At 74.8% G+C, this 22,217-nt stretch carries 24 protein-coding genes; 18 read left to right on the top strand and 6 right to left on the bottom strand.

Going from position 1 to position 22,217, the window contains the following annotated elements; translation table 11 throughout:
* The first annotated feature begins 9 nt into the window (after positions 1 to 9).
* The 3 genes from ACFOYX_RS05150 (at position 10) to ACFOYX_RS05140 (ending at position 3,500) form a co-directional block, all read left to right on the top strand.
* Entirely contained in the window at positions 10 to 939 is a 930-nt protein-coding gene (locus ACFOYX_RS05150; protein WP_322442393.1) for a hypothetical protein, read from the top strand.
* Between the two features lie 99 nt (positions 940 to 1,038).
* Complete coding sequence (locus ACFOYX_RS05145; RefSeq protein WP_322442392.1) at positions 1,039 to 2,535, top strand: AAA family ATPase; 1,497 nt, start codon at positions 1,039 to 1,041, stop codon at positions 2,533 to 2,535.
* Positions 2,536 to 2,582: 47 nt separating this feature from the next.
* Positions 2,583 to 3,500, top strand: a complete 918-nt coding sequence (locus ACFOYX_RS05140; protein WP_377533827.1) for a DUF2567 domain-containing protein — start codon at positions 2,583 to 2,585, stop codon at positions 3,498 to 3,500.
* Here the strand turns inward: ACFOYX_RS05140 and ACFOYX_RS05135 are convergent.
* Positions 3,415 to 4,119, bottom strand: a complete 705-nt coding sequence (locus ACFOYX_RS05135; RefSeq protein ID WP_109805151.1) for an LON peptidase substrate-binding domain-containing protein — start codon at positions 4,117 to 4,119, stop codon at positions 3,415 to 3,417. The two genes, ACFOYX_RS05140 and ACFOYX_RS05135, sit on opposite strands and share 86 nt — an antisense overlap.
* Positions 4,120 to 4,225: 106 nt before the next feature.
* On the opposite strand from ACFOYX_RS05135, the gene hisD reads away from it, so the two are divergent.
* The 12 genes from hisD to hisF all read left to right on the top strand — a co-directional run bounded on the left by hisD (position 4,226) and on the right by hisF (position 12,653).
* Positions 4,226 to 5,548, top strand: coding sequence for a histidinol dehydrogenase (gene hisD / locus ACFOYX_RS05130; RefSeq protein ID WP_322442391.1), 1,323 nt, complete (start codon positions 4,226 to 4,228; stop codon positions 5,546 to 5,548).
* Positions 5,545 to 6,618 (top strand): histidinol-phosphate transaminase, encoded by a 1,074-nt coding sequence (locus tag ACFOYX_RS05125; protein WP_322442390.1) that lies wholly within the window; start codon positions 5,545 to 5,547, stop codon positions 6,616 to 6,618. Before hisD ends, ACFOYX_RS05125 begins: the two co-directional genes overlap by 4 nt.
* Before the next feature lie 51 nt (positions 6,619 to 6,669).
* A complete protein-coding gene (gene hisB / locus ACFOYX_RS05120) occupies positions 6,670 to 7,281 on the top strand; it encodes an imidazoleglycerol-phosphate dehydratase HisB (protein ID WP_109805154.1) in 612 nt (203 codons plus the stop codon).
* 58 nt (positions 7,282 to 7,339) lie between these two features.
* Entirely contained in the window at positions 7,340 to 7,501 is a 162-nt protein-coding gene (locus ACFOYX_RS05115) for a hypothetical protein (protein WP_322442389.1), read from the top strand.
* Positions 7,502 to 7,577: 76 nt separating this feature from the next.
* Entirely contained in the window at positions 7,578 to 8,201 is a 624-nt protein-coding gene (gene hisH / locus ACFOYX_RS05110; protein ID WP_322442388.1) for an imidazole glycerol phosphate synthase subunit HisH, read from the top strand.
* 115 nt (positions 8,202 to 8,316) lie between these two features.
* Complete coding sequence (locus tag ACFOYX_RS05105; protein ID WP_109805156.1) at positions 8,317 to 8,640, top strand: hypothetical protein; 324 nt, start codon at positions 8,317 to 8,319, stop codon at positions 8,638 to 8,640.
* Between the two features lie 16 nt (positions 8,641 to 8,656).
* Complete coding sequence (gene priA, locus ACFOYX_RS05100; RefSeq protein WP_322442387.1) at positions 8,657 to 9,385, top strand: bifunctional 1-(5-phosphoribosyl)-5-((5-phosphoribosylamino)methylideneamino)imidazole-4-carboxamide isomerase/phosphoribosylanthranilate isomerase PriA; 729 nt, start codon at positions 8,657 to 8,659, stop codon at positions 9,383 to 9,385.
* A complete protein-coding gene (locus ACFOYX_RS05095; protein ID WP_322442386.1) occupies positions 9,382 to 9,795 on the top strand; it encodes a RidA family protein in 414 nt (137 codons plus the stop codon). The genes priA and ACFOYX_RS05095 overlap by 4 nt, the downstream gene beginning before the upstream one ends.
* Positions 9,796 to 9,888: 93 nt before the next feature.
* Positions 9,889 to 10,335 (top strand): MarR family winged helix-turn-helix transcriptional regulator, encoded by a 447-nt coding sequence (locus tag ACFOYX_RS05090; protein ID WP_109805159.1) that lies wholly within the window; start codon positions 9,889 to 9,891, stop codon positions 10,333 to 10,335.
* Between the two features lies 1 nt (position 10,336).
* Positions 10,337 to 10,768: an organic hydroperoxide resistance protein gene (locus tag ACFOYX_RS05085; protein WP_109805160.1), complete on the top strand. Its 432-nt coding sequence runs from the start codon at positions 10,337 to 10,339 to the stop codon at positions 10,766 to 10,768.
* A 45-nt stretch (positions 10,769 to 10,813) separates the two neighbouring features.
* Positions 10,814 to 11,812: an NADP-dependent oxidoreductase gene (locus tag ACFOYX_RS05080; RefSeq protein ID WP_322442385.1), complete on the top strand. Its 999-nt coding sequence runs from the start codon at positions 10,814 to 10,816 to the stop codon at positions 11,810 to 11,812.
* 73 nt (positions 11,813 to 11,885) lie between these two features.
* Entirely contained in the window at positions 11,886 to 12,653 is a 768-nt protein-coding gene (gene hisF, locus ACFOYX_RS05075) for an imidazole glycerol phosphate synthase subunit HisF (protein ID WP_322442384.1), read from the top strand.
* A gap of 92 nt (positions 12,654 to 12,745) precedes the next feature.
* Here the strand turns inward: hisF and ACFOYX_RS05070 are convergent, their stop codons facing one another.
* Complete coding sequence (locus ACFOYX_RS05070; protein WP_322442383.1) at positions 12,746 to 13,207, bottom strand: hypothetical protein; 462 nt, start codon at positions 13,205 to 13,207, stop codon at positions 12,746 to 12,748.
* 253 nt (positions 13,208 to 13,460) lie between these two features.
* Complete coding sequence (locus tag ACFOYX_RS05065; protein WP_322442382.1) at positions 13,461 to 14,147, bottom strand: hypothetical protein; 687 nt, start codon at positions 14,145 to 14,147, stop codon at positions 13,461 to 13,463.
* 58 nt (positions 14,148 to 14,205) lie between these two features.
* Between ACFOYX_RS05065 and ACFOYX_RS05060 the strand changes: the two genes are divergently transcribed.
* From ACFOYX_RS05060 to ACFOYX_RS05050, 3 genes are all read left to right on the top strand, one after another.
* A complete protein-coding gene (locus tag ACFOYX_RS05060) occupies positions 14,206 to 15,663 on the top strand; it encodes a PLP-dependent aminotransferase family protein (protein ID WP_109805165.1) in 1,458 nt (485 codons plus the stop codon).
* A gap of 75 nt (positions 15,664 to 15,738) precedes the next feature.
* Positions 15,739 to 17,016, top strand: a complete 1,278-nt coding sequence (locus ACFOYX_RS05055; RefSeq protein WP_322442381.1) for a low temperature requirement protein A — start codon at positions 15,739 to 15,741, stop codon at positions 17,014 to 17,016.
* A gap of 88 nt (positions 17,017 to 17,104) precedes the next feature.
* Positions 17,105 to 18,418, top strand: a complete 1,314-nt coding sequence (locus ACFOYX_RS05050) for a low temperature requirement protein A (RefSeq protein WP_322442380.1) — start codon at positions 17,105 to 17,107, stop codon at positions 18,416 to 18,418.
* A 64-nt stretch (positions 18,419 to 18,482) separates the two neighbouring features.
* Here ACFOYX_RS05050 and ACFOYX_RS05045 read toward each other — a convergent pair whose 3' ends face one another.
* From ACFOYX_RS05045 to ACFOYX_RS05035, 3 genes are all read right to left on the bottom strand, one after another.
* Entirely contained in the window at positions 18,483 to 20,309 is a 1,827-nt protein-coding gene (locus ACFOYX_RS05045) for a long-chain fatty acid--CoA ligase (protein WP_322442379.1), read from the bottom strand.
* A 142-nt stretch (positions 20,310 to 20,451) separates the two neighbouring features.
* Positions 20,452 to 21,402: a terpene synthase gene (locus tag ACFOYX_RS05040; RefSeq protein WP_322442378.1), complete on the bottom strand. Its 951-nt coding sequence runs from the start codon at positions 21,400 to 21,402 to the stop codon at positions 20,452 to 20,454.
* A 125-nt stretch (positions 21,403 to 21,527) separates the two neighbouring features.
* On the bottom strand, positions 21,528 to 22,157 hold the full coding sequence (locus ACFOYX_RS05035) for a TIGR03085 family metal-binding protein (RefSeq protein WP_322442377.1): 630 nt from the start codon (positions 22,155 to 22,157) through the stop codon (positions 21,528 to 21,530).
* Between the last annotated feature and the right edge of the window lie 60 nt (positions 22,158 to 22,217).

Here is a 22,217-nt window from a genome sequence, read left to right as displayed (position 1 = left end):
GGATGAGCCGTGCCCGCCGACCGATCGCCGCGCCGCGGGCTGTCGAGGCGCGCGGTGCTGACCTGGGTGGCGCTGCTCTGCGCGGTGGCGGTGCTGCTAGCCGCCGCCCGGGCGGGGCGGAGCGAGCCCGTCGGTGACCGGACCGTCGGCGAGGTGACCCGGGTGGGCGTGGCGGCCGGCGACCCGGTCCCGGCGTACCTGCGCGCCGCCGCCGACGAGCTGGCCCGGCTGACCGACGCAGGAGGGCCGGCGACCGGCACGTACGCGCTGGTGTCCTTCGCGGCGTACCTGACCCCGCAGCGGGTCGCGGCGACGCTCGGCGGAACGCCGGTCTCGGCGGTGGTGGCCCGGGTGCCGCTGCCCGGCCGGCAGACCGAGATCGTCCGGATCGCCGCGCTGCGCGTACCGCAGGACGTGGTCGCCGGGATGGGCGAGGTGGCCGCGCGCAAGGACGGGGAGGCCGCCGACTACCGGGCGCGCGCCGCCGCCCCGGCCGCGTCCGCCGATGCCGAGCTGCGCCGGCTGTACGACACCGGCGCGCGGGTCGCGGCCGAGGAGGCGGCGGCGTACCGGTCGGCGTGCGCCTGCGTGTACGCGGCGGTGATCCGCGCCACGTCGGACGAGTTGCGCGGCCTGGCCGCCCGGCCCGGGGTGCGGGCCGTCGACCCGGCCCCGGAGGTGACCCGGCTGGACCGGACGGTCTTCACCCCACCGCTGCCGGAGCAGCGTGACGTCGCCCGGCCACCGGCCGACGGGGGGCTGGCGCCCGCCACGCCGGCCGGGAGCGCCCCGGCGGTGGGCGATTCGTCGGAAGCCGCACCGACGGTGAGCGTCTCCTCACCGGGCTCCGGCGGGCCCGCGCCGGGCGAAACCCCGCCCAGCACCGTCCCGACCTCCCCGGACGCGGCCGGCGGGGGCTCCGCGGGGGCCTTCCGGTGAGCATGCCCACCGGGGGATGTGCGCGGACAGGTGTGGTCCGAATAGGGTTTCGTTCGTAGCCTGTCAGGCGGAGATCGATGTGGCTGGGGAGGGCGAGCCTTGGACGGCAGCGAAACCGGCTGGGGTCGGCAGGCTGAGCCGGCACCGCGGTGGCGGGCGCTGCTCGACCGGGCCCGGCTCGCCGGCCGTGGCGCGGAGCAGGCCGAGGCCGACCGCCACGCCGAGGAGGCGGCTGCGCCGCCTCCCGAGGCGCCGTCCCGGCGCGGCGGGGGCAACGGCTGGTCCGGGCGGGCGCCGGCGATCGGGCACCCCGCCGAGCTGTCGTACGGCGCCGAGCCGGCCTACCGCGTCGAGGCGACCTACCGGGTCGAGCCGGCCTACCGCGTCGACCCCGGGTACCAGGCCGAGCCGCGCTACCGGGCGGAGCCGTCCTATCCGGCGGAGCCCGGCCACGCCGCGGAACCGGCCTACCGGGCCGAGCCGCCGTACCGGGCGGAGCCCGAGCCGGGCTACCCCGACCGAGAGCCGCGCCGGGGGTCCGCCTCCGTGGAGTCCCGGTACGCCGTCCTGGACAACGGGTACCGGCACGAGCCGCCGCCGGTCGAGTCCCGCTACGCGCTGCTGGACAACGGCGGCTACCGGCCGGAGACGTATCAGCCGCCCGAGCCCGCCTACCAGCAGCCGGTGGCCCCGGCGCCGGCCGGGTACCAGCAGCCGGCGATCGCCGAGTCCTACCCGCCCCGGATCGAGCCGGCCCGCGTCGAGTGGCGGGCCCCCGCCCCGGAGAGCGAGGTGGACCGGGCCGCCGGGGTGCTCCGCCGCGAGCTGGGCACGCCACGGGTGCTCGCCTTCGCCAACCCGAAGGGCGGCGTGCACAAGACCACCGCCACCGTCCTCGCCGCCGCCACGGTGGGCAGCGTCCGCGGTCGCGGGGTGCTCGCCTGGGACGACAACGAGCTGCGCGGCACCCTCGGCCTGCGCGCCGGCAGCGCCCGCCACGCCCGGACCATCCGGCACCTGGTCGGCGACCTCGCCCAGATCGAGATCCTGGAGGGCGAGACCCTGCTGGCCCACCTCGACGACTACCTGCGGCACGCCTCCGACGGCTCGTACGACGTGCTGGCCGGGGAGGAGAGTCCCCGGTTCGCCCAGCGGCTGGACCAGTTCACCGTCAAGCGGGTGCTGGAGCTGCTGCGGCGCACCCACGACGTGGTCTGCGTGGACACCGGCAACAACGTGGAGAGCCCGAACTGGCGTACCGTCATGCAGGCCGCCGACCAGCTCGTGGTGACCACCGTGCCGCGCGAGGACGCCGCGTTCAGCGCGGACTGGATGCTCGACCTGCTGCACGAGGTGGGGATGGGGGAGCTGGCCGACAACGCGGTCACCCTGATCTCCTGCCCGACGCCGGGCCGCTCGTCGCTGCAGAGCGACCTGGAGCGGCACTTCGCCACCCGGACCCGGGCCGTCGCCGTGGTGCCGTACGACCCGGCGCTGGAGACCGGCTCCTCGATCGAGTACCACCAGCTCCAGCCGGAGACCCGGCAGGCCTGGCTCAAGGCCGCCGCGGTGATGCTGGAGCCGTTCGCCCGCTGACCGCCACCGCCGCCCCATGGCCGACCATCGCCTGAGAGGATCATCGGGTGAGTTCGGACACCCCTGATCCCGAGCGGGCCGCGCACCGGCCCGACGAGCCCGCTCGCGCCGGTGCTGAGCCCGAGCCCGAGCAGCCGGCCGTCGACCCGCCCGCCGGCCTGCCGGTGCCGGCGGGCACCCCGGCCGGCGCTCCCGGCGCCGACCCGCTCGCCTGGGCCGGTCCGGGAGCGGAGCACCGCCCGGCGACGGTCGCCGGGCCGGCCGTGACCGCCCGGCCCGCCCGCGGGGTCCGCCGGACCGTCGGGCTGACGCTGGGAGTCGCGCTCCTGCTGACCGTGCTGGGCGCCCCGCTGGGACTGCTCTGGGCCGCCGTCGCGCCGGACACCCCGGTGCTGAAGACCGCCGAGGGGGCGATCTACGCCACGCCGCAGCCGGAACAGCCGATCGCCGCCGACGGCTGGTTCAGCCTGCTCGGCCTCGGCTTCGGCGTGCTCACCGCGATCGCCCTGTGGTTCCTGCTGCGCCGCCGCCGTGGCCCGGTCGGGCTGCTCGCCGGCACGCTGGGCGGCCTCGGCGCGGCGGTGGTGGCCTGGCAGTTCGGCCGGCGGATCGGGCTGTCGACCTACCAGCGGCTGCTGGAGACCGCCCCGGACGGCCAGGCCTTCACCAAGCCGGCCGACCTGCGGGCGGGCGGCTTGGACTGGTTGGTCGTCCCGCACGGCAACCTGCTGCTGCCCGCGTTCGGGGCCGCCGTCACGTACACCCTGCTGGCCGGCTGGTCCCGCTGGCCCTCGCTGCGACCGGAACCGGAGCCGTACGCGGCCTGGCCGCCGCCGCTGGCGGGGGCCGGTGGCTGGGGCGTCGGCCCGGCGGAGGGGCTCAGTTCGGCGCCGGTGGACCGGCCAGCTCGCTCAGCGGCACCGGAACCGCCCGGACCTGACGCAGCAGAGCCGCCTCGCGGTTGAGCAGCCGCAGCTCGGCGCGGAGCCGGCCGGCGGTGTCGTCGATGGCGAGCAGCCGTTGGCGGTCCGCGACGGTCAGCGCGGCGGTGGCCGCGACCAGGTGCGACAGCACCGTCGGGTCCTCCGGCAACTGCTCGGAGATCTCCTGCGGGTCGGGCCGGATCAGTCCGAGGTACTGCCGGAAGACCGAGATCACCCGGGCGGCGAGCAGGTCGGTGACCTCGTCCGTCCCGGTCTGCTCGGGCAGCCACTCCACCTCGGCGGTCAGGTAGGGCTCGGCGTCGGCGTCGACGTCGGCGATCCGGAACCGCCGGCGGCCGACGGTGACGATGTCGAACCCGCCGTCGGCCAGCTCGGTGACCTGCCGCAACTCGGCGGTGCAGCCCACCTCGTGCAGCGTCACGTCCGCGCCGCCGGGGACGGGCCGGCCGTTCGGCTCGGCCGGGGCGACCTCCCAGCCGGCCTGGATCGCCACCACGCCGAACTCGCGCGGCGCCCCCTCGGGCAGCCCGACCAGGTGCCGCACCAGCGCCCGGTAGCGCTCCTCGAAGATGTGCAGCGGCAGCACCAGCCCCGGGAAGAGCACCGTTGCGAGCGGAAACACCGGCAGCCGTGCGGTCACGGTTCGAGCGTAGCCCGATCGCGCCCCCTCGGCGTGTCCCGGCTCACCGTCCCGGCGTACGGACGGCGCGGGGTCGGCTCCGGACCGGCCGCCTAGACTCGCAAGGGTGCTGAATCGGATCGACCTGCGCGGCGGGGTGCGTGACCCGCGCCGCCTGCTGCCCCGTGCCCAGCTCGACGTGTCGGTGGCCGTCGAGCGGATCCGCCCGCTGGTCGAGGCGGTCGGGGAGCATGGTTACTCGGCGATCCGGGAGGCGAGCGAGCGGTTCGACGGCATCTCCCCGGAGCGCCTGCGGGTGCCCACCGAGGCGATCAAGGAGGCCGAGGGGACCCTCGACCCGCAGGTTCGCGCCGCGCTGCTGGAGTCGATCAGCCGGGCCCGCAAGGTCCACGCCGACCAGCGGCGCACCGACCACACCACCCAGGTGGTGCCCGGCGGCACGGTGACCGAGCGCTGGGTGCCGGTCGACCGGGTCGGCCTGTACGTCCCCGGCGGCCTGGCGATGTACCCGTCGACCGTGGTGATGAACGTGGTCCCCGCCCAGGTGGCCGGCGTCCGCTCCCTGGTCGTGGTCAGCCCGCCGCAGCGGGAGAACGGCGGCCTGCCGGACCAGCGCGTGCTGGCGGCCTGCGCGCTGCTCGGCGTCGACGAGGTGTACGCCGTCGGCGGCGCCCAGGCGGTGGCGATGCTGGCGTACGGCTCGACCGTCGACCCGGACGGCGCGGAGCGCTGCGAGCCGGTCGACATGATCACCGGTCCGGGCAACATCTGGGTGACCGCCGCCAAGCGGCTGCTGCGCGGCCTGGTGGGCATCGACGCCGAGGCCGGCCCGACGGAGATCGCCATCCTGGCCGACGACACCGCCGACCCGGCGCACGTCGCCGCCGACCTGATCAGCCAGGCCGAGCACGATCCGCTGGCCGCCAGCGTGCTGGTCACCCCGTCGGTCGCCCTCGCGGACGCGGTCGAGCGGGAGCTGGCCCGGCAGGTGCCGGCCACCAAGCACGTCGAGCGGGTCACCACGGCGCTGACCGGCGAGCAGAGCGGCGTCGTCCTGGTCGACGACCTCTCCGCCGGGCTGCGGGTGGTCGACGCGTACGCGGCCGAGCACGTGGAGATCCAGACCGAGGACGCCCGGGAGTGGGCGCTGCGGGTGCGCAACGCCGGGGCGATCTTCGTCGGCGCCTGGTCGCCGGTGTCGCTCGGCGACTACTGCGCCGGCTCCAACCACGTCCTGCCCACCGGCGGCTGCGCCCGGCACTCCTCCGGCCTGTCCGTGCAGTCCTTCCTGCGCGGCGTCCACCTCGTGGAGTACAGCCAGGACGCGCTGCGCGACGTCGCGCCGCACGTGGTCACGCTGGCGACCGTGGAGGACCTGCCGGCGCACGGCCAGGCGGTCAGTGTCCGCTTCGCGGAGGGCCCGTCGTGACGACGCTGGACGATCTCCCGCTCCGCGACGACCTGCGCGGGCTCAAGCCGTACGGCGCGCCGCAGCTCGACGTGCCGGTGCGGCTGAACACCAACGAGAACTCCTACCCGGTGCCCGAGCCGGTGGTGGAGGCGATCGGCAAGGCCCTCGCGGCCGAGCTGCGCGACCTCAACCGCTACCCGGACCGGGACGCGGTGGCGCTCCGCGCCGACCTGGCCGAATACCTCGGCCACGGGCTCACCGTCGAGCAGGTCTGGGCGGCCAACGGGTCCAACGAGGTCCAGCAGCAGTTGCTCCAGGCGTTCGGCGGTCCGGGGCGGACGGCGCTCGGCTTCACCCCGGCGTACTCCATGCACCCGCTGCTGGCGCTCGGCACCGGCACCGGCTGGATCCCGGCGGCGCGCGGCGCCGACTTCGGGTTGACCGCCGCCGACGCGGTGGCCCAGGTCCGCGCGCACCGCCCCGACGTGGTCTTCCTCTGCTCGCCGAACAACCCGACCGGGACCGCGCTGGACCCGGCGGTGGTCGCCGCGGTGCTCGACGAGGCGCCCGGCATGGTGGTGGTGGACGAGGCGTACGCCGAGTTCGCCCGGCCCGGCACGGTGAGCGCCCTGGCGGTGCTGCCCGGCCACCCGCGGCTGGTGGTCACCCGGACGATGAGCAAGGCGTTCGGCTTCGCCGGCGGCCGGCTGGGCTACCTGGCCGCTGACCCGGCCGTGGTGCAGGCGGTGCAGCTCGTCCGGCTGCCGTACCACCTCTCCGCGCTCACCCAGGCCGCGGCGCGCGCGGCCCTGGCCCACCGCGACGCCCTGCTGGGCACGGTCGCGGCGATCATGGAGCAGCGCGACCGGACCGTCGCCGAGCTGCGCGCCCGGGGTCACCGGGTCGCCGACAGCGACGCCAACTTCGTGCTCTTCTCCGTCGGCGGCGACCAGTCCGCCGCGTGGCGGACCCTGCTCGACGCCGGGGTGCTGGTCCGCGACGTCGGCCTGCCCGGCTGGCTGCGGGTCACCGCCGGCACCCCCGCCGAGACCGACGCCTTCCTGTCCGCGATGGAGCGGCTCCGGTGAGAGCGCGAGAGTGAGCTCGCCACCCCCGCAGCCGCGACCGAAAGGTAAGCAATGAGTCGCACCGCCCGGATCGAACGGGTCACCAAGGAGACCAAGGTCCTCGTCGAGATCGACCTCGACGGCACCGGCAAGGCCGACATCGAGACCGGCGTCGGCTTCTACGACCACATGCTGAACCAGATCGCCCGGCACGGCGGCTTCGACCTGACCGTGCACACCGTCGGCGACCTGGAGATCGACGCCCACCACACGATGGAGGACACCGCGCTCGCCCTGGGCGCCGCGTTCGACCAGGCGCTGGGGGACAAGGCCGGCATCCGGCGGTACGGCTCGGCCACCGTCCCGATGGACGAGGTCCTGGTCCGGGCCGCTGTCGACCTCTCCGGCCGGCCGTACGTGCTGCACGACGAGCCGGTGCTCGCGCCGTACATCGGGCCGGTCTACCCGACGAGCATGACCCGGCACATCTGGGAGTCGTTCGGTCAGGCGGCCCGGATCACCCTGCACGTGGACGTGTTGCGGGCGGCCCGCCCCGGCGGCCACCCGGACGCCCACCACGTGGTCGAGGCCCAGTTCAAGGCGGTCTCCCGGGCGCTGCGCGAGGCCAGCGCGATCGACCCGCGCAGCGCCGGGGCGATCCCCAGCACCAAGGGTGCGCTGTGATGAGCGCGAGCAGCGCAGCGCGGCGGGGCCGCGCGGTCGCGAACGAAGGACGGCGCTGATGGGGACCGTGCTCTTGATCCTGGCCGGCGTGCTGGTCGGCGGGACCTGGTCGTTGCACAAGCAGGGTGCCCCGCGGGCCGCGGTGGTGGTCACCGGACTGCTGGCCGTGCTGGCCACCGTCGGCGGGCTGCTCTGGCTGCTGCCGGGGGAGGGCTCATGAGCGAGCGTAGCGAGCGAATCATCAGGCACAGCGCGCTGGTGCCTCATGACGGCACGGAGCGCAGCGGAGTGCCGTCATGAGCAGGCGGATCGTGGTGCTCGACTACGGCTCGGGCAACCTGCGTTCGGCCGAGCGCGCCCTGGAGCGGGCCGGCGCCGACGTCACGGTGACCGACGACCTGGCCGCCGCCGCCGAGGCGGAGGGCCTGGTCGTGCCGGGGGTGGGCGCGTTCGCCGCCTGCATGGCGGGGATCGAGGCGCTCGGCGCCGGCCCGGTCATCGCCGAGCGGGTGGCGGGCGGCCGTCCGGTGCTCGGCATCTGCGTGGGTATGCAGGTGCTCTTCGAGCACGGTGACGAGCACGGCGTGGTGACCAAGGGCCTCGGGCTGCTGCCCGGCGGGGTGACGAAGCTGCCCGCCGAGCGGCTGCCGCACATGGGCTGGAACACCGTGCGCCCGCCGGAGGGTTCGGTGCTCTTCGCCGGCCTGCCCGCCGACAGCCGGTTCTACTTCGTCCACTCGTACGGGGTGAGTGACGTGGCCGGGCTCGCCGCGGCGGGCGCGCGGGTCACCACCGCGCACCACGGCACCGACTTCGTGGCGGCCGTGGAGCGGGGCCCGCTGTCGGCCGCCCAGTTCCACCCGGAGAAGTCGGCCGACACCGGCGCCGCGCTGCTGCGCAACTGGCTAGCCACACTGTGAGCGCGAGGAGCGAGCCGCGTCCGCGAGCCCGGCGGTCGCGAACGGATGGTGGGCCGGTGAGCGCGAGGAGGGAGTCGATCTTGCGCGCCCCGCAGTCGGGAACGATGGTGGGCCGGTGAGCAAGGAGCGGGCTCGCCGCCGGGCGGCGCGCCAGGCCGAACTGGCGGCCGAACAGGCCGTCCGGCGCCGCCGGGTGGCCCGCCGGGAGCGCCGCCGCGCCGTCGTCCGCCGGTTGACGCCTAAGCTGCGGCGGGGCCGCACCGGCCGGTTGGCCCGGCACACCCGGCGCGAGCGGGCCGCGATCGTGCTGCTCACCGGGGCGGCGTTGGTCGGGATCTGGTATTTCGTGGACGACCTGGCGCTGCGGCTGGCGTTGGTCGTGTTGTTGCTGCTGGTCCTGCCGGCGATCGTGGTGATCGCCCTGGACCGCCGTACCTGATGCGAGGAGTAGAGCGTTGAGCCTCATCCTGTTACCGGCCGTGGACGTCGCCGACGGCCAGGCCGTCCGGCTCGTGCAGGGCGCCGCCGGCAGCGAGACCACCTACGGCGATCCGCTGGAGGCCGCGCTGGCCTGGCAGGCCGACGGGGCGGAGTGGATCCACCTGGTCGACCTGGACGCCGCGTTCGGCCGGGGCACCAACGCGCACCTGCTGGCCGAGGTGGTCCGGCAGCTCGACGTGAACGTCGAGCTCTCCGGCGGGATCCGGGACGACGAGTCGCTGCACGCGGCGCTGGGCACCGGCGCGGCGCGGGTCAACATCGGCACCGCCGCGTTGGAGGATCCCCAGTGGTGCGACCGGGTCTGCGGCGAGTACGGCGACCGGGTGGCGATCGGGCTGGACGTGCGGGGTCGTACCCTCTCGGCGCGCGGCTGGACCCGCGACGGCGGTGACCTGTACGAGGTGCTGGAGCGGCTCGACAAGGCCGGCGCCTCCCGCTACGTGGTGACCGACATCACCAAGGACGGCACCATGCGCGGGCCGAACCTGGACCTGCTCCGCGAGGTCTGCTCGCGTACCGACGCCCCGGTGATCGCCTCCGGCGGCGTCTCCACCCTCGACGACCTGCGTGCCCTGGCCGGCCTGCAGTCGGTCGGGGTGGAGGGCGTGATCGCCGGCAAGGCGCTCTACTCGGGGGCGTTCACCGTCGCCGGGGCGCTGGAGACGTTGCGGGCGGCCGGGTGACCGCCGTCGCGGAGGACGGCGCGGCCGTCACCCGGCTGGGCTCCGGCGGACCGTGGGAGGCCGTCTTCGGCTACTCGCGGGTGGTCCGGGCCGGGAACCTGGCCTGGACGGCGGGCTGCACCTCGACGGTCGACGGGCGGGTGGCCCACGTCGGGGACGCCGCGGCGCAGACCGCCCAGGCGTTGCGGATCGGCCTGGACGCGCTGGCCGAGGTGGGCGCCGAGCCGGCCGACGTGGTGCGGACCCGGATGTACGTGACCGACCGGAGCTACGCCGACGAGGTGGGCCGGGCGCACAACGCGATCTTCGGGGCGGTCCGCCCGGCGGCGACGATGGTGGTGGTGGCCGGGCTGATCGACCCGGAGCACCTGGTGGAGGTCGAGTTGGAGGCCTGGCTCGGCGACCGGTGACCCCGGCCGCCCCATTCGGGACGGCCGGTGGGCGCGGTCACATCGCGACCAGATTGGTTGTGCACAACTTGATTGGGCACTACCGTATTCGACGTGACCGATGATCTGGTGCTGCGCCGGCAGGTGTGCTTCGCCCTCTACGCGGCGTCGCGCGCGCTCACCGACGTCTACCGGCCCATCCTCGACGAGCACGGGCTGACCTACCCGCAGTACCTGGTGCTGCTGGTGCTCTGGGAGCGCGGCGACGAGGCCCCCACGGTCTCCGAACTCGGCGCCCAGCTCCGGCTCGACTCCGGCACCCTCTCCCCGCTGCTCAAGCGGCTGGAGGCGGCGGGCCTGCTGGTCCGCAGCCGCTCGGCGCGCGACGAGCGCCGGGTGGAGGTGCATCTCACCGACCGAGGCCGGGAGCTGCGGCAGCGGATGGAGGACGTGCCGATGCGGATCGCCTGCGCCACCGGGCTCACCGAGGCCGAGCTGGTCGGGCTGCGCGACACCCTCACCCGGGTCACCGAGACGATCCACCGACAGAAGGAGCAGTGACATGCAGGTGCTCTACACCGCCTCCGCCCGGGCCACCGGCGACGGCCGGGACGGCCACGTCCGCACCTCGGACGACACGTTCGACCTGGACCTGGCGATCCCGAAGGAGATGGGTGGCGCCGGTGGCGCGACCAACCCCGAGCAGCTCTTCGCCGCCGGCTACGCGGCCTGCTTCCACTCGGCCCTGCGGCTGGTGGCCCGCCGGGCCAAGGCCGACGTCAGCGGCTCGGTCGTCGAGGCCGAGGTGGGCATCGGCCCGAACGGCAGCGGCGGCTTCGGCCTGACCGTCGCCCTCGTGGTGGACCTGCCCGCCGTCGAGCGCGCCGCCGCCGAGCAGCTGGTCGAGGCCGCCCACCAGGTCTGCCCGTACTCGAACGCGACCCGTGGGAACATCGAGGTCGCCCTCACCGTCCGCGAGGCCGCGTCGGCCTGAGTGCCGCCGACAACCCGGACCGTCGCGTACGAAAGGACGAACCCCATGAGCACCAACCGTGAGATCCACCTGGCCTCCCGCCCCCAGGGCTGGCCGACCGCCGAGAACTTCCGCCTCGTCACCACCGAGGTGCCCACCCCGGGCCCGGGGCAGATCGTGGTCCGCAACCAGTTCATGTCGGTCGACCCGTACATGCGGGGCCGGATGAACGACGTCAAGTCGTACGTGCCGCCGTTCCAGCTCGACGCCCCGCTCGACGGCGGCGCGATCGGCGAGGTGGTGGCCAGCGAGGCCGAGGGGATCAAGCCCGGCGACACCGTCCTGCACGGCCTGGGCTGGCGGGAGTACGCGCTGCTCGACGCGAAGGCCGCCCGCAAGGTGGACCCGAGCCTCGCGCCGGTGAGCGCGTACCTGAGCGTGCTCGGCATGACCGGCCTGACCGCGTACGCCGGTCTGCTCGACGTGGCCGCGATGAAGCCCGGCGAGACCGTCTTCGTCTCCGGGGCGGCCGGGGCGGTGGGCAGCATGGTGGGCCAGATCGCCAAGCTCCGGGGCGCGTCCCGGGTGATCGGCAGCGCCGGCTCGGCGGCCAAGGTGGAGCGGCTGAAGGCGCTCGGTTTCGACGCCGCCTTCGACTACCACGACGGCCCGGTGCGGGAGTCGCTGAAGGCCGCCGCCCCGGGCGGCATCGACGTGTACTTCGACAACGTCGGCTCCGAGCACCTGGAGGCCGCGATCAGCGCGCTGAACCTGCACGGCCGGGTGGCCATCTGCGGCATGATCGCGCAGTACAACTCCAGCGAGCCGCCGGCCGCGCCGCGCAACCTGGCCCTGGTCATCGGCAAGCGGCTGACCCTGCGCGGCTTCCTGGTCGGCGACCACGGCCACCTGCGCGACCAGTTCGTCCAGGAGATGTCCGGCTGGCTGCGCGACGGCCGGATCTCGTACGACGAGACGGTCGTCGACGGCATCGAGAACGCCCCCGCGGCGTTCCTCGGCGTGCTGCGCGGCGAGAACCTGGGCAAGATGCTCGTCCGGGTGTGACCCGGAACTCGTTCCCGGCGGTCGGCCCGCTCGGGCCGGCCGCCGTGCCGTGCGGGTTGGATAGGCTCGCGACATGACGGTGGCGGTACGGGTCATCCCCTGTCTGGACGTGGACGCCGGGCGGGTGGTCAAGGGGGTCAACTTCCTCGACCTGCGCGACGCCGGCGACCCGGTGGAGCTCGCGGCGGCGTACGACCGCGCGGGCGCGGACGAGCTGACCTTCCTCGACGTCACCGCCTCCGCCAGCAACCGGGGGACCATGCTCGACGTGGTGCGCCGCACCGCCGAGTCGGTCTTCATCCCGCTGACCGTCGGCGGCGGCGTACGGCAGGTCGCCGACGTCGACACGCTGCTGCGCGCGGGCGCGGACAAGGTCGGCGTGAACACCGCCGCCATCGCCCGGCCGGAGCTGATCGCCGAGATCGCCGACCGGTTCGGCCGGCAGGTGCTGGTGCTCTCGCTCGACGTCCGGCGGGCGCCGTCCGGCACCACGCCGAGCGGCTTCGAGGTGACCACCCACGGCGGCCGTCGGGGCGCCGGGATCGACGCCGTCGAGTGGGCGCGGCGCGGCGCGGAGCTGGGTGCGGGGGAGATCCTGCTGAACTCGATGGACGCCGACGGCACCAAGGCCGGCTTCGACCTGGCGCTGATCCAGGCGGTCCGCGCGGTGGTCGACGTGCCGGTGATCGCCAGCGGCGGCGCCGGCGAGGTCGCGCATTTCCCGCCGGCGATCGGCGCGGGGGCCGACGCCGTGCTGGCGGCCAGCGTCTTCCACTTCGGCGAGCTGACCGTCGGCGAGGTCAAGGACGCCCTGCGCGGAGCCGGCCACCCGGTCCGCTGACCACGCCCGGCTTGACCGACTCCGGATCGCCGAGGTGGCGGTGTCCCCGGGCGCCGGACCCGGGTCGCCGATCTGGAGGCGGAGCGCGCGGGTCAGCCCCGGCCGGAGTGGCCCTCGGGGGAGCGGCGCGGGGCCGGGATCGAGCGGACCAGATGCTCCTGGACGGCGGCGGCGTGGTCGTCCTCGGCGAGGCTCCAGTCCGCGGTGCCCGGGGTGTGCCGACGGCTCAGCACGCCCTGCACGGTGTCCACCGTGGTCGCCACCCCGGCGCTGGGCCGGGTGCGCCAGAGCCGTTCCCCGTCCGGCGTGATCCGGAACCAGCCGTCCGAGACGCTGACCAGCCCGGCGCCGGCCAGCCGGCGGACCGCGGCCTCCACCTCGTGCCGTTCCGGGATGGACTGGTTCAGGTGGTCGGCGGTGGAGAGCACGTCAGCCAGGCGCACGCCCTCGGGCCGCCGGGTCGAGGCGGACCGGCGGTGCCGACCGGCGCCGCTCGCGATGACCAGTGAGACGAAGATCCAGGCGTCGGTCCAGTGCCATCCGTTCTCCCCCATGCACGAAATGATGCCCGGCCGCGACGGCGCAGCAAACACCCGGTTTTCCCCTGGCGCATCACCGCAGCTCACCACGGGTCCGGGCGATTCCGTCCGGTCGCGGTCGGCGCGAGGCCGGTCACCGTGAGTGTTCGGGGGTCCCGCGACCGGACACGCCGGGGCCGCGCGACGGACACGCCGGACCGCGCGACCGGGCACCAGGACGCTCGGCGGGGGCCGCGCGACCCGACACCAGGGCCGGGCCGGGGAGCGGTCAGGCCGCCTCGGTTTCCCGGTCGGCTGGACCGGCCGCGCAGACCGCCGGCTCCGGGGTGGACACTGCCGGCTCCGGCCGGGGGGCCACCGCGAAGAGCGGGATGAAGACCTGGGCCAGCGGCCCGATGGCGAGCGCGTAGGCGACCGTGCCGACGCCGACGGTGCCGCCGAGCAGCCAGCCCAGCGCCAGCACCGTCACCTCGATGACCGTGCGGACAAGTCGGACGGACCGCCCCGGGCGGCGGGCGACGTACCCGGTCATCAGGCCGTCGCGCGGGCCGGGGCCGAGCCGCGCGCCGAGGTAGAGGCCGGTGGCGGCGCCGTTGAGCACGATGCCGGCGACCAGCAGGCCGATCCGTACCGGCAGCGGCCCGCCGGCCGGCAGCACCGCGAGCGTGCCGTCGACCACCAGGCCGATCACCACGACGTTGCTGACCGTGCCCAGGCCGGGGCGCTGCCGCAGCGGGATCCAGAGCAGCAGGACGAGGGCGCCGACCGCGATGGTGACCGTGCCGAAGGAGAGCCCGGTCTGCCCGGCGAGGCCCTGGTGGAACACGTCCCACGGGTCGAGCCCCAGGCCGGACCGGATCATCAGCGCCATGCTGACCCCGTAGAGGGCGAGCCCGACGTAGAGCTGGCTCAGCCGCCGGGCCGGCCGGTGCCGGAGATTGCCAATCACTGCCATGCATGCCACCCTAGGGGCCAATCCCAGGTCTTCAAGCAGCCAATTTCGGAGGGGTGGCATGACAAGCCAGGTGCGTGGCATCCAATTGGCCCGGCTGCTCGGCCAGTGGCACGCGCTGCCCGGCCGGCGGCGGAGCCCGGACTACGCCGCGCTCGCCGCCGCGGTCCGTGGCCTGCTCGCCGACGGCCGGCTTCCCCTGGGGGTACGCCTGCCGGCCGAGCGGGAGCTGGCCGAGGCGCTGCGGATCAGCCGGACCACGGTCACCGCCGCGTACCGGGAGCTGCGGGAGACCGGCCACCTGGCCAGCCGCCGGGGCGCCGGCAGCTGGACCATGCTCCCCGGCACCCACCGGGTGGCCAGCACCGGCCTGTGGACCCCGCTGGACGACCGGGACATGATCGACCTCGGCGTCGCCGCGCTCGCCGCCCCCGCCCAGCTCCTCCCGGCCGCCCGGGCCGCCGCCGAGGACCTGCCGCGCTACCTGAGCGGCGCCGGCTACCACCCCACCGGGATCATCGAGCTGCGCGAGGCGGTCGCCCGGTCGTACACCGAGCGGGGCCTGCCCACCAGCCCCGAGCAGATCATGGTCACCAGCGGCACCCAGCACGCGCTGGACCTGGTGCTGCGGTTGGCGCTGTCGCCCGGCGGCGGGGTGCTGGTCGAGTCCCCGACCTACCCCAACGCCCTCGCGGCGCTCGCCGCCCGCCGGGCTCGGATCACCACCCACGGGCTCGCCGCCGACGGCGCCGGCTGGGACGCCGACCTGTTGCTCGGCAGCATCCGGCAGACCCGGCCGAAGTTGGCCTACCTGATCCCGGAGTTCCAGAACCCGACCGGCCACCTGATGGCGGCCGAGTTGCGCGAGCGCCTCGTCGGCGCGGCCCACGCCGCCGGCACCGACCTGGTCGTCGACGAGTCCTTCGTGGACCTGCCGTTGGACGGCACCGAACTGCCCCCGCCGACCGCCACCTTCGACCGGCACTCCCGGGTCATCTCCATCGGCGGGATGAGCAAGCCCTACTGGGGTGGCCTGCGGATCGGCTGGGTCCGCGCCTCCGCCCCGCAGGTGCAGCGGCTGGCCGCCGCCCGGGTCGGGGTCGACATGGCCAGCCCGGTGCTCGACCAGCTCGTGGCGGTGCACCTGCTGGCCGACGCGCCGGCCATCGTGGCCGCCCGTCAGGCCCAGCTCACCGCCCAGCGCGACGCGCTGATCGGCGCGCTGGCCGAGCGGCTGCCGGACTGGCGGGTCGCCGTCCCGCGCGGCGGCGTGACGCTCTGGACCGAGCTGGACGGCCCGATCTCCAGCGCCCTGGCCCGGGCCGCCGAGGAGGTCGGCGTACGGCTGGCGCCCGGCCCCCGGTTCGGCCTGGACGGCACCCTCGAACGCTTCCTGCGGCTGCCCTTCACGCTGCCCGCCGCGGACCTGGTGGAGGCGGTGGGCCGGCTCGCCGCGGTCCGCTACGACCTGGACCGCGCCGGCCGCCCGCAGTGGCGGGAGCCGTCCGTCATCGCCTGAGGCCGGCGAGGCGCCGCGGCGCGCCCGGCGTGCGGAGGACCCCGCGGGAACGGGCCGGCTGCCACACTGTGCGCCGTGACGAACGGGATGCGGCGCGCGCCGCGGATGCGGGCGATGACCGAGGGCGCCACGGTGACGCCGCTGGAGCTCTTCTTCGACCTGGTCTTCGTCTACGCGCTCACCCAGGTGACCGCGCTGATGGCGGCCGACCTCACCTGGCGCGGGGTGGGCCGGGGGATGCTGGTGCTGGCGCTGCTCTGGTGGTGCTGGTGCTGCTACGCCTGGCTGGGCAACACCGTACGGGCCGACGAGGGCGTCGTCCGGCTGGCCCTCTTCGCGGTCATGGCCACCATGTTCGTGGTCGCGGTGACCATTCCCGAGGCCTTCGTGGACCTGCCCGGCGGCCTCTCCGGCCCGGTGGTCTTCGCCGCCTGCTACCTGGCCGTCCGGGTGCTGCACCCGGTGATCTACTGGCACGCCGCGCGGGGTGACGCGGGACTGCGCCGCCAACTGCTCCGCGCGGCGCTGCCGATGCTCGGCGGGGCCACCCTGCTCTTCACCGCCGCGCTGCTGCCCCAACAGCTCACCGACGACCCGCAGCGGATCGGCGCCGGCCGCACCCTGCTCTGGGTGCTCGCGCTCGCCATCGACTACGGCGGCGTCATGGCCATCGGCGCCAAGGGGTGGCAGATCTACTCCGCCGCGCACTGGACCGAGCGGCACGGCTTGATCATCATCATCGCGCTCGGCGAGTCCCTCGTGGCGATCGGTGTCGGGGTGACCGCGCTACCCATCTCCTGGCCGATCATCGTCGCCGCGTTCCTCGGGATCACCGTCGCCGCCGCGCTGTGGTGGGCGTACTTCGACGTGGTGGCGATCGCCGCCGAGCGGGTGCTGCACCGGGCGCAGGGCGCCGAGCGGGCCGCGTTGGGCCGGGACTCCTACACCTACCTGCACCTGCCCATGGTCGCCGGGATCATCCTGCTCGCCCTGGGCTTCAAGAAGGTCCTCGCGTACGTCGGGGACGTCACCCACCATCGGCTGACCGACCCGCTGCACGGGCTGGGCCTGCTCGCCCTCTACGGCGGAGTGATCCTCTACCTGCTCGGGCACCTGGGGTTCCGGCTGCGCAACATGGGCTCGGTCAACTGGCCCCGGGTGGCGGCGATGGTGCTGCTCGTGGCGTTGCTGCCGGTGGCCGACCACCTGCCGGCGCTGGCCGCCCTCGGACTGCTGGCGCTGGTCTGCGCCGTGATGGTGGCCGCCGAGATGGTGCTCTTCGGCGAGGCCCGCCGCGCGCTGCGGAACGCCTTCCTCGACGAGCACGGCGCGGGCGCGTCGCCCGGGGGCTAGGCCGTCTCCGGTCCGGAGCTCCTGGCGGCGGCCGTCCGAGCTGCCCGATCGGGCTCGGGCCGGCCGCGCAGGCTGGGACACTGCGCAGGTGGGGAACGGCGACGGTACCCGGTGGTCGCGGGGCGTGCGGCCCGGCGCGCCCGGGTCCCGGACGACCCGGCTGGAGCTCTTCTACGACCTGGTCTTCGTCTTCGCCTTCCTCACCGTCACCAGCCTGACCGCGAGCCGGGCCACCCCGGTCAACCTGTTCCGCTGCCTGCTGGTGCTGGCGCTGCTCTGGTGGTGCTGGACGGGCTTCGCCGCGGTGGGCAACCTGGTCCGCGCCGACCAGGGGGTGTTGCCGGTGGTCGGCTTCGTCACCGTGGCCGCCACCTTCCTGCTGGCACTGACCATGCCGGGGGCCTTCGTCGACCGGCCGGGCGGGTTGAACGGCCCGCTGGTCTTCGCCGGCTGCTACCTGCTGGTCCGCGCCGCGCAGTTGGCCATCCTCGGCTGGCTGGCCCGGTCCGACCCGGTCGAGCGCCGGCGCTGGTTGCTGCTGGCCGCCCTGCCGGTGCTCGCCTCGGCGCTGCTCATCGCCGCCGGCATGGTGCCGGCGCGGATCGACGACCGACCCGTCGCGCTCGCGGTCCAGCTCGGGCTCTGGACGCTGGCGCTGGCCCTGGAGTACGGGGCGGGGACGGGACTGGGCGGGTCGTACTGGCTGGTGGTCTCCGCCGGGCACTGGGCCGAGCGACACGCGCTGATGATCCTGGTGGCGCTCGGCGAGTCCATCATCGCGCTCGGGATCGGGCCGAAGTTCGTCAGCGAGCTGCCGCTGACCGGCCCGGTGGCGGTCGCCGCGGTGCTCGGCATCACCGTCGTGGCGGTGCTCTGGTGGGCGTACTTCGACACCCTGGCCTTCGCGCTGGAACAGGCGCTGCACCACACCCGCGAGCCGGTCCCGCGCGGCCGGCTGGCCCGGGACGTCTACACGTACCTGCACCTGCCGATGGTCGCCGGGATCATCTTCTTCGCCCTCGGCCTCAAGGACCTGCTCGCGGAGGCGGCGGAGCCGGACACGCCGCCCTGGGGCGTGCCGCTGGGCGGCTTCCGGATCACCGTCCTGTACGGCGGAGTCGGCCTCTACCTGCTCAGCCTCGCGGCGTGCGCGCTGCGGGCGCTGCGGACCGTGCACTGGCCGCTGCTGGCGGCGGTGGCGGTGCTCGCCCTGGTCGCCCCGGTGGCCGCCCGGCTGCCGGAGCTGGTGGCGCTGGGACTGCTCGCGGCCCTCTGCGTGGCCGCGATGGTCGCCGAGACGCTGAGCGAGAACGGGCGGCGGCGGCAGATCCGCCGGCTCGCGCTGGAGGAGCAGATCGCGGCCGAGGTGGAGCAGAGCCGGTGGCGGCGGCAGCACCTCTGACCGCCGACGAACCGGCGGCCGTGCCCCGGGACGGAGGGGCGCGGCCGCCGGCCGGTACGGGCGGTCAGAGCTCGGCGAGCGTACCGGCGTACATCTTGTCGATCTCGGCGGCGAAGTTGGTCTCCACGCCCCGGCGCTTGATCTTCAGCGACGGGGTGATCTCGCCGTGCTCGATCGTCAGGTCGCGGGGGAGGATGGCCACCTTCTTGATCGTCTCCCAGCGGTTGAGCTTGGCGTTCAGTTCGGCCACGTACCCGTCGACCATCGCCTGGGCCTCCGGGGAGGCGACGATCTCCGCGTACTCCCTGCCCTCCAGCGGGCCGCCGGCCGCCCAGCCCTTGATCGCGTCCGGGTCGAGGGTGACCAGCATGGTGCAGTAGTTGCGGGCCTGCCCGATGACCACGGCCTGCGAGGTGTACGGGCAGATCGCCTTGAACATGCCTTCGATGTGCGACGGCGCGATGTACTTGCCGCCGGAGGTCTTGACCAAGTCCTTCTTCCGGTCGGTGATCCGCAGGTAGCCGTCGTCGTCCAGGCTGCCGATGTCGCCGGTACGGAAGAAGCCGTCCTCGGTGAACGCCGCGGCGGTCTCCTCGGGGAGGTTGTGGTAGCCGCGCATCACCGGCGTGCCGCGCACCAGGATCTCGCCGTCGGTGTCGATCCGGCATTCCAGGTCGCCCATCGCCCGGCCGACGGTGCCGATCCGCAGCCCGTCCGGCGGGTTGACGAAGTTGCCGGCGCTGGTCTCGGTGAGGCCGTACCCCTCGGAGATGGGCAGGTTGGCGGCGGCGAAGAAGGTGGCGATCTCCGGGCTCAGCGGCGCCGCGCCGGAGACGAGCACCCGCATCCGGCCGCCGAGCCGGGCCTGGAGCTTGCTGAACACCAGCTTCTCGGCCAGCGCGTACTTCAGCTTCAGCCCCGCCGGGACCGGCTTGCCGGCCTGCTCCAGGGCGACCTTCTCCTTGCCGGTACGCACTCCCCAGGCGAAGATCTTCGCCTTCGCGCCGCCGGCGTCCTGAGCCGTGGTGACCGCCTTGTTGTAGACCTTCTCGAAGACCCGGGGCGCGCCGCACATCAGCGTCGGCTTGACCACGGCGAGCAGGTCGACCAGCTTGTCCACCCGGCCGTCGACATAGGTGGGCAGGCCGACGTGGGTGGCGCCGCAGAGCAGGGTCTTGCCGAACGAGTGGGACAGCGGTAGCCAGAGGTACTGCAGGTCGTCGTCGCGGAGCAGCCCCATCTCGGCCTGCGCCACGCCCTCCCAGCACCAACCGCCGTGCAGCAGTTCGACCCCCTTGGGCCGCCCGGTGGTGCCCGAGGTGTAGATCAGGGTGGCCAGGTTCTCCGGGCCGATGCCGGCGACCAGCATGTCGATCAGGTCCGGCTCGGCTTCGAGGGCCCGCTCCCCGCGCTCCTCCAGCTCGGCGAGGGTGAGCTGGGGGACGGCGGCGGCCGGGTCGGGGGCGCCGTCGAAGAGCACCACGTGGGTCAGCGCCGGCAGCTCGGCCCCGGCGATCTTCGCGGCCTGGGCGGGGTTCTCGGCGAAGAGCACCCGGGATCCGGAGTCGGCGATGATGTAGGTCGCGTCCTCGGGCTCGGTGGTCGGGTAGACGGTGGTGGTCGCGCCGCCCGCGCACATGATGGCGAAGTCGGCGATCACCCAGTCCAGCCGGGTGTTGGCCAGGATCGCCACTGGATCCTCCAGGCCGACGCCGAGGCCGTGCAGCCCGGCGGCGACCGCCTTGGCGCGCCGGCCGACCTGCTCCCAGCTCAGCCAGACCGGGCCCGAGTCGTCGGGGCCGGGGTGGGCGAACGCGTGGCGGTCGGGGGTCGCCGCCACGCGCTTGAGGAACATATCGGGAATGGAACGGTACGGTACATCGAGAGCCATCGCTGTAGCCGCCTTCAAGGGTGGAGAGGCGTGACGGGGGTCACGCCATTCTGCGGTTACCGAAGAGTATTGCCTGCACCGGGGCAGCGGCTAGCCCTCCCGTTCCGCAGGGGCCGGGCGTCCCGGGACGTGGAACGCCCGGTCAGGCGTACCGGGACACGGCGAGCGACCAGTCGTAGGTGGCCCGGATCCAGTTCCGGCGGGTCAGCAGGAAGGCCCGCACCGACTCGTCCCCGGCACCCGTCAGCGTGGCCTCCAGTTCGGCGTACGCGGCCAGGCCCTCGTTGAACCGGGCGGCCGCCGCCCGCAGCGCCGCCTCCTCGCCCTGCCCGGTCTCCCCGGCGATCGTGGTCACCAGGTTGTGCACGTCCGGCGCGCTGCTCAGCTCCTTGCCGTAGGAGAACAGGTCGTTGCACCAGCAGACCAGGTCCGCGGCGAGGGCGTCCAGCGCCGCCAGCGCCGGGTCGGCCCACCGGGCCGCGCCGGGCAGCTCGTCGTACGCCAGGTCGGTGACGGTGAAGCTGGGTCGGGCCCCGCCGGTGTGCCGGCGCATCTGCACGTACTCGGCGACCCCGGGCACCCGGCGGTGCTCCCGGTTCGCCGCCTCCCAGAGCAGCGCCAGCAGGTACTCCCGGAGCTGGCTGATCAGCCGCAGCAGGAGCGTCGGCCGGTGCCGGGCCCGGACCCGCCGGCAGAGATCGTCCAGGCCGACGCCGAGCGGTCCGGCCGCCACCGGCCGGGTCGCCGCCCGGTCGCCGTGCCCGTCCAGCACCGCCAACAGCTCCGCCACCGTGGGCGCGAGCCGGGTGGGGCTGGCCCCCATCCCGTCCTCGTCGCAGGCGTCGTCCATCACGAACAACCAGGAGATCAGGTCGGTCAGCAACCGCAACCGGTCCACCGGCGCGTCCGGGCAGGCCCGGCCGGCCAGCTCCGCCGCACCGGCCCCGCGCAACCGGCGCAGCCCGGCCTCCGTGGCCACCAGGCCGAGGTCGCGCGCCCAGCCGGTGCTCTCCCCGGCGACCAGTTCGACGGCGGCATGCCGGCGTGCCGGGAAGGGAGGTTCGCGCAGTGCCGAGATCGCGAAGCTCCGCATCCGTGCCCCCAGCCCGCCGCCCGCGGGCGGGGCGGCGGGCAGCAGCGTACGGGAGCAGGAATCGGCGCGGATCGCTGGGTCGCGGGTCCGCTCACATTGTTCCGTGACCGTTTCCGCACACTCGGTCAGAAGCCCAGGCTGGCCCGTCGCAGCCGGTCCGCCGGGGCGGCCGGCCCGTCGATCTGCACCCGGGACACCCGCTGCCGGCCGGACAGGAACAGCGCCAGCTCTCCCGGCGCGCCCACCAACCGCAGGCGCTCCCCGCCCCGGCCTACGGTGAACTCGCCGAACCCGGGCGCCTGGACGAACAGGTCGGCGGGGAACCGGCGCAACGCCAGCCGGGCCAGCACGGCGGTCCGCTTCCAGAGCACCGCCGACAGCCCGGCCGGCAGGTCCCGGGGCAGCCAGCCCGGGCGGGCCCGCCGCACGTCCTCGTGGTGGATGAAGAACTCCATGGTGTTGACCAGCTCGTCGGTGAGCGGGTTGCTCAGCGGGCTCCAGGCCGGCGGGCGGCGGACCCGCGCCACCAGCTCCGGGTACGGGCGCGCGGCGACCCGCCGGCGGACCGCCTCGGCGTACCGGCGCAGCGGCGGCAGCAGGATGCCCGCGGCGGCGTCCGGCCGGCGCTCCCGGACGATCAGGTGCGCGGCGAGGTCCCGGGTGTGCCACCCCTCGTTGACCGTCGGCGCGTCCGGTCCCAGGTCCAGCAGCAGATCGGCGAGCGCCTCGCGCTCCGATCGGGCGTACTGCGGCATGGCCTGATCGTAGGGTCGCGGCGCCGTTTCGGCGCGCCCGGCGCGACGGTGCGCCGTTGC

This window comes from Micromonospora sp. GCM10011541 (assembly GCF_042650725.1).
In the GTDB taxonomy this organism is placed as follows: domain Bacteria; phylum Actinomycetota; class Actinomycetes; order Mycobacteriales; family Micromonosporaceae; genus Micromonospora; species Micromonospora sicca.
Note: the sequence above shows the minus strand (reverse complement) of the source record. Positions and strands in the feature narration are given on the sequence as shown.